The sequence below is a fragment of the Burkholderiales bacterium genome (assembly GCA_013695435.1).
Taxonomy (GTDB): domain Bacteria; phylum Pseudomonadota; class Gammaproteobacteria; order Burkholderiales; family JACMKV01; genus JACMKV01.
The window spans coordinates 1-5,269 of record JACDAM010000006.1 but is presented as its reverse complement, the minus strand read 5'-3'; the positions used below and the strand labels follow the sequence as shown (position 1 = coordinate 5,269).

Annotated in this window: 4 protein-coding genes; 2 read left to right on the top strand and 2 right to left on the bottom strand. The window is 60.4% G+C overall.

Going from position 1 to position 5,269, the window contains the following annotated elements; all coding sequences use genetic code 11:
* Together H0V78_00270 and mnmH are read right to left on the bottom strand one after the other, a co-directional pair.
* A partial coding sequence (locus H0V78_00270) for a PhoH family protein (protein MBA2350262.1) occupies positions 1-927 on the bottom strand: 927 nt, incomplete at its 3' end.
* A gap of 198 nt (positions 928-1,125) precedes the next feature.
* Entirely contained in the window at positions 1,126-2,232 is a 1,107-nt protein-coding gene (gene mnmH / locus H0V78_00265; protein ID MBA2350261.1) for a tRNA 2-selenouridine(34) synthase MnmH, read from the bottom strand.
* A gap of 217 nt (positions 2,233-2,449) precedes the next feature.
* On the opposite strand from mnmH, the gene selD reads away from it, so the two are divergent.
* Positions 2,450-3,505 (top strand): selenide, water dikinase SelD, encoded by a 1,056-nt coding sequence (selD, locus tag H0V78_00260; GenBank protein ID MBA2350260.1) that lies wholly within the window; start codon positions 2,450-2,452, stop codon positions 3,503-3,505.
* Between the two features lie 174 nt (positions 3,506-3,679).
* Positions 3,680-4,819 (top strand): FemAB family PEP-CTERM system-associated protein, encoded by a 1,140-nt coding sequence (locus H0V78_00255; protein ID MBA2350259.1) that lies wholly within the window; start codon positions 3,680-3,682, stop codon positions 4,817-4,819.
* Positions 4,820-5,269 lie beyond the last annotated feature (450 nt).

Below are 5,269 nucleotides of genomic sequence, written 5' to 3'. Positions count from 1 at the left end.
CTTGTGCTCGAGGGTCTGCATCAGGCCGGCAGCCAGGGTCAGGAGCGTCTTGCCGGTTCCGGCCTGGCCGAGCAGGGTGACGAAATCGACATCCGGATTCATCAGCAAATTCAGCGCGAAATTCTGGGCGCGATTGCGCGCGACGATGCCCCACACATTGTTTTTCTGGTGCGTGTAATCGCGCACGGTTTGCAGGATTGCGGTCTTGCCGCTGATCTCCTTGACCAGCGCGTAGAACGGTTTGGCGTTTTCCAGGTAGACGAACTGATTGACCAGAAAATCCGCGCACAGTGGACCGCGCACGCGGTAAAACGTTTGCCCGCCTTGCTGCCACGATTCCATCTCATGGCCGTGCGCATCCCAGAAATCGGCCGGCAATTCGAGCATGCCGGTGTAGAGCAGATCGGTGTCTTCGAGCGTCTTGTCGTTGAAATAATCCTCGGCGGCCAGACTCAAGGCGCGCGCCTTGATGCGCATATTGATGTCTTTGCTGACCAGAATGACCTGGCGTTTGGGATGGGTCGCCTGCAGATGCAGCACCACCCCGATGATGCGGTTGTCGGCCTTGCCGCTGGCCAGCGTGGCCGGCAGTTCGGCGCCGATCGCCTGGGTTTGCAAAAACAGACGGCCGGTCGCGTTCTTGGTGCCGTGATCTTCGAGCGGGATGCCGGCTTCGATATCGGCCACGGCGTTGTTGACGATATCGTCGAGAAAGCGGCTCGCCTGGCGCGCATTGCGAGCGACTTCCGACATGCCTTTCTTGTTGTTGTCGAGTTCTTCGAGTATCACCATCGGTAAATAAATATCGTGCTCCTCGAAGCGAAACAGACTGGTCGGATCGTGCATCAACACGTTGGTGTCGAGCACGAACAGCTTGGTTTCGGAGCGCAGCCGGGTGACGATGGAAGCAGATTTGCGTTGGGTCATGGTCAGTTAGTAGGTGGGCGCAGCGCCAGCGGCGCTACCAAGCCATCAAGGAAGTTTTGGTTAATGTTGTCATTTCCCGCCCAAGCGGGAACCCAGAGGTCTGCATAATCAGATGTTGGATAACTCTAGATTTCCGCTCCCGGCTTTAAGCGCGCTGGGACAAGCTTCGCGGGAATGGCTGCGATGGGGTACCGCCGATCAAGGGCATATCGGCTCAGCGATAGCAGTGGTAACCGTTTCGTCTTTTAGCAGAGCACCAGCAAGTTCCTTGAAGCTGGCGGCTTTGCTGCCAGTCGCGCGTATCTCGATGCATTCGTCATAACGCTGGTAATGCGTGAGCGTCGAACGCGTGTAGGCCGGATCGTAATGCCGTTCCAGCAACTCCTGAACCAGCGCGTCCCATTCGCTGTTTTTCGCGAGCGCCATCCAGCGGTCGATGATGACGTGGCCATACAAGGCGGTCAGACATTGCAGCTTGGCATTCAACGCGGGAACGTTGCGCAGAAAATGCGCGTACTCGTTTTTCAGCAACTGTACGCGTAACGCGATTGGCGCTTCGAGGCGCACGCACGGCGCTTGCCAGATGCCGGCGATCAGGTTTTCGGGAACCCGCAGGTTGCCGATCTTGCGGCTTTCGGCTTCGACATAAACCGGCTTCGAATCGGAGAAACCGCGTAACGCCGACCATACCCGGCTGTCGAACATTTTCTGCGTCGGTTGCGCCTGGTCCGGCAACTGGCCGAGCACCGATCCGCGGTGCGCTGCCATCTGTTCGAGATCGAGCACCTGTGCGCCGTGCGCAGCCAGCGCCTGCAGCAGCAGGCTTTTACCGCTGCCGGTCAATCCGCAAATCACGCGCCAGTCGAAATCCGCCGGCAACATTTGCAGATCGGCGACGACAGCGCGGCGGTAAGCTTTATAGCCGCCTTGCAGCCGACGCGCGTTCCAGCCGACCTGACGCAGCACATGCGTGAACGCCTCGCTGCGCGCGCCGCCGCGCCAGCAGTAGACCAGCGGCCGCCAGGCTTTCGGTTTGTCGACAAAATTGGTATCGAGATGCTGCGCGATATTGCGCGCGACCAGCGCCGCGCCGATTTTTTTGGCGCGGAACGACGATGCGCTGTAGAGCAGCCCGATCTGCGCGCGCTCGTCATCACTGAGCACCGGAAAATTCAGCGCGCCGGGAATGTGGTCGTCGCTGAATTCAGCCGGCGAGCGCGCGTCGATGATCTCGTCAAACTCGGTGAGCTGTGCTACGGTAACAATGTCCGATGACGCCAAGAAGTGCTCCGATATAAATCCCATCGTGGTCACACCCGCCCCGATTCAAGCTTCGAAAGCAGGCGCACATCCAGAGGCTTGCACAATCAGCTAAGTTGGACAACTCCGGATTCCCGCTTGGGCCTGCCCTCGAAAGCTTGAATCGGGGGCGGGAATGAAATTCAAGGTTCCTTGACTGACGGAACCACGCACAGAGACCGATATTAGTCTACCTGAAACCAGCAGTCCTCTTTATAGCGCCATGGATACTTCGACAAAAACGCCGATACGACTGACCGAGTTTTCCCACGGCGGCGGTTGCGGCTGCAAAATCGCACCTGCCTTGCTCAGCGATATTTTGTCGGCTTCGCCGCTTGCCGCATTGTGCCCGGATCTTCTGGTCGGCAATGATTCCAGCGACGATGCCGCGGTGTACCGCATCAACGACGAGCAGGCGATAGTCGCGACCACCGATTTTTTTATGCCGATTGTCGACGATCCGTTCGATTTCGGCCGCATCGCCGCGACAAATGCGCTATCCGACGTTTACGCCATGGGCGCGAAGCCGCTGTTCGCGCTCGCTATCGTCGGCATGCCGGTCGACAAGCTGCCGATCGCCGCCATCCAGCAGATTCTGGCTGGAGGCGCGTCGGTCTGCAATGACGCCGGCATACCGATCGCCGGCGGTCATTCCATCGATTCGCCCGAGCCGATCTATGGGCTGGTGGCGGTCGGCCTCGTGCATCCCGACAAGGTCAAACGCAATGACGGCGCAGAGGCCGGCGATGTGTTGATCCTCGGCAAGCCGCTCGGCATCGGCATTCTCAGCGCCGCGCTGAAAAAAGGCGAACTCGGCGAGCCGGGCTATCGCGATATGCTCGCCAGCACGACGCAATTGAACACGCCCGGCGCGCCGCTTGCCGATCTTCCCGACGTGCACGCGCTGACAGATGTCACAGGTTTCGGCCTGCTCGGCCACCTGCTCGAAATGTGCCGCGGCGCCGGGCTCGATGCGGACATCGAATTCGATCGGCTGCCGATCCTGGCCGATGCGCTCAGGCTCGCCGAAGCGGGCTATGCGACCGGCGCATCGACGCGCAATTGGGCGAGCTACGCAAAATCGGTGCGGCTCGCGGAAGGCGTTTCGGAGTGGCAGAAAAAACTGCTGACCGATCCGCAAACCAGCGGCGGCCTGCTCGTCGCCTGCGCGCCGGATGCAGAGGCCAAGGTGCTGGCTGTTTTCCACGAGCACGGGTTCGCTTTGGCCTGCAATATCGGCACTCTGCGCGCGGGCAAAGGCGAGGTTGCCGTACGCTGAGCGCCGTACCGGCGCGAACCGCGTCGCTGATCGCGCGAACGGCTACTGTGGCGTTTCGCAAATAAAGGTCATAAGTTAAAAGCCGTCGTGCTGAGCCTGTCGAAGCATTGAACGGCCTCCGATGAGCTCAGAACCTGCCCTCGAATGCTTTAATCGGGGGGCGAACGGAAACATATGACATTCATCTTGGGAACAGGACACTACACAAGCATCGCCAAAACGCCCTTCGACAGTCAGGCCGAAAATAGTGCGCCTCCGCCTGCGACTTCCTTCGCCGCGCGAAATCGCGTGGACTTGCGCGTCGCCACGTTAGGCGATGCCGATTTCTCGCGCTGGAACGAGTTTGTTTTCGCTTGCCCGGATGCGAGTTTCTTTCATCGCGCCGAATGGCGATCCATCATCGAGAACATCTTCGGCTGGCGCACGCATTTTCTGTATGCAGAAAACGCCGGCGGTCTCCAGGGCGTTCTGCCGCTCGCCGAAGTCAAGGGCAGGCTGATCGGCCACGCGCTGATCTCGCTGCCGTATTGCGTGCAGGCCGGCATAGCCGCGGCGAATCAACCGGCGCGCGACGCGCTCGACGCGGCAGCACAAAATCTCGCGCTCGCCCTCGATGTCGATTATCTCGAATACCGCACGCCATGCCGAGCACACGCCGACTGGGCATGCGACGAATCCTACGTTTTGTTCAAAGCGGAATTGAGCGCGGCGGCCGCTTACAATTTTTCGGCGATTCCCGGCAAGCGGCGCGCGATGGTGCGCAAAGCGCAGCGCGCCGGTTTGCGCTGCGCAATCGAGGATGATGTCGAGCATTTTCTCCGCGCCTATGCCGAGGCCATGCGCAAGCTCGGCAGCCCGGTTTATCCGCGCCGTTATTTCACGGAACTGAGAACCGCATTCGGCAGTGATTGCGAAGTCATGACGATAACGCAGGACGGCCGGACGATTGCCGCAGCCATGAGTTTTCTGTTCCGCGGCGAGACGATGCCGTACTACGCCGGCGGAACTGAACAGGCGCGCGCCGTGGCCGGCAACGACTTCCTGTATTGGGAATTGCTCGGACGCGCCGCGCAACGCGGGCTGCACACCTTCAACGCCGGCCGCAGCCGTCTGGGAGGCGGGTCGTCCGGGTTCAAGAAATTGTGGGGCTTCAAACCCGAACCCCTGCACTATGAATACCGCGTGTTACGCGGGCGCACACCGATCAACGATCCCGACGATCCGCGCTATCGTTTGTTCACCGCGCTCTGGCGGCGGCTGCCGCTGGCGCTTGCCAACAAGCTGGGGCCGTCGCTCAGCCGGAACATCTGCTGAAACGCCGCACGACGCCAGAAAACCCGTAGGTCAGGGTGCTCCCTGACAGCGTCGCTTGGACAATCTTTGTCAGGGAGCTTGCGCACCTGACCTACGTCTACTTATTTTTGCCTTCCAACGACTGAATTGAGCGGCTGCCGTAGGCAGTCCGCTCGAATAACTGGTTAGAGCGCTGACGGAGAGCAAGTGATGACTTTTGAACAGTGGTGCGTATCCGAGAAGTTCCCGCCAGAGTGGTTGGTCAAGAGCACTGACGGCGAATACCTACAAGGCCCGATGCCCGAATACCACCATGCGTGGCGGGCCGCCATTTCCGCAGAGCGCGAGGCGTGCGCGGCGGTATGCGCCGCAGCGGATAAGAGCACGCACCCGGCCGACTTGGCTGACCGCATCCGCGAGCGCTCTAACGGGGCGCGAGTTGTGCAGCACCCCTTGACGCGGCTGCGCGGT

Bases quoted from the DNA above. Each gene is read 5' to 3' on its own strand.
- selD (MBA2350260.1), top strand. From the start codon at position 2,450: ATGGATACTTCGACAAAAACGCCGATACGACTGACCGAGTTTTCCCAC.
- mnmH (MBA2350261.1), bottom strand. From the start codon at position 2,232: ATGGGATTTATATCGGAGCACTTCTTGGCGTCATCGGACATTGTTACC.
- H0V78_00255 (MBA2350259.1), top strand. From the start codon at position 3,680: ATGACATTCATCTTGGGAACAGGACACTACACAAGCATCGCCAAAACG.